Annotated in this window: 1 protein-coding gene; it reads right to left on the bottom strand. The window is 71.3% G+C overall.

The features are described from left to right. Window positions 1-806: fibronectin type III domain-containing protein (locus tag AC1DJW_RS26475; RefSeq protein ID WP_476902952.1), on the bottom strand; the 806-nt coding region annotated here is incomplete at both ends.

Below are 806 nucleotides of genomic sequence, written 5' to 3'. Positions count from 1 at the left end.
GTGAGGTCGGCGGTGAACTGGGTCCAGGTGCCGTTGTTGTTGCAGAGTTTGAGCAGGCTGGCCAGGGTGGTGCCGCTGGTGCTGCGGACCTGGGCTTCCATCCAGTCGTACGGGCAGGCATTGCCGGTGCAGGGGTCTTCCGCGCTGTGGGGCTGGTACCAGAAGGACAGGGTGGTGGTTCCGGTGGCGGGGACGGTGATGGTCTGGGACAGGCTGCTGTCGCCGAGCGGCTCGGTCCCCGACGCGAGGCCCAGGAGCGCGGAGCCGGTTCCGGTGTGGGCGGTGGTGGAGGCCGCGGGTGCCCTGACGCCGCCGGTGGTCCAGGCGGTGAGCCCGGATTCGAAGCCGCCGTTGGTGATCGTCGTGATGGTTGTTCCGGTGGGGGTGACGGGGGCCGAGGCGGCGGATGCCGGGGAGGTGCCGACGGCGTTGGTGGCGGTGACGGTGAAGGTGTAGGCGGTGCCGTTGGCCAGCCCGGTGATGTTGGCCGTGGTGGCGGGCGGGTTGCCGGTGACGGTAACCGGGGCCAGGGCGGTGGTGCCGGCGTGCGGGGTGACGGCGTAGGAGCTGATGCCGGAGCCGCCGTTGGCCGGGGCGGTCCAGGACACCACCGCGGAGGCGTTGCCGGCCGCCGCGGCCACGCCTGTCGGGGCGGACGGCGCTGTCGGGGTGGTCTGGGTGTTGGTGAGGGCGACGTCGTCGAGGTACATCCAGGTGTCGTCGGCCGGGTTGGCGCCGTCGAGGTGGACGTTGAACCAGAGCACGATGGTCTGGCCGTTGTAGGCGGAGAGGTTCGCGCTGAGCTG

The sequence above is a fragment of the Arthrobacter sp. 05L417 genome, assembly GCF_056397865.1.
This window is presented reverse-complemented; position numbering and strand designations above follow the sequence as displayed.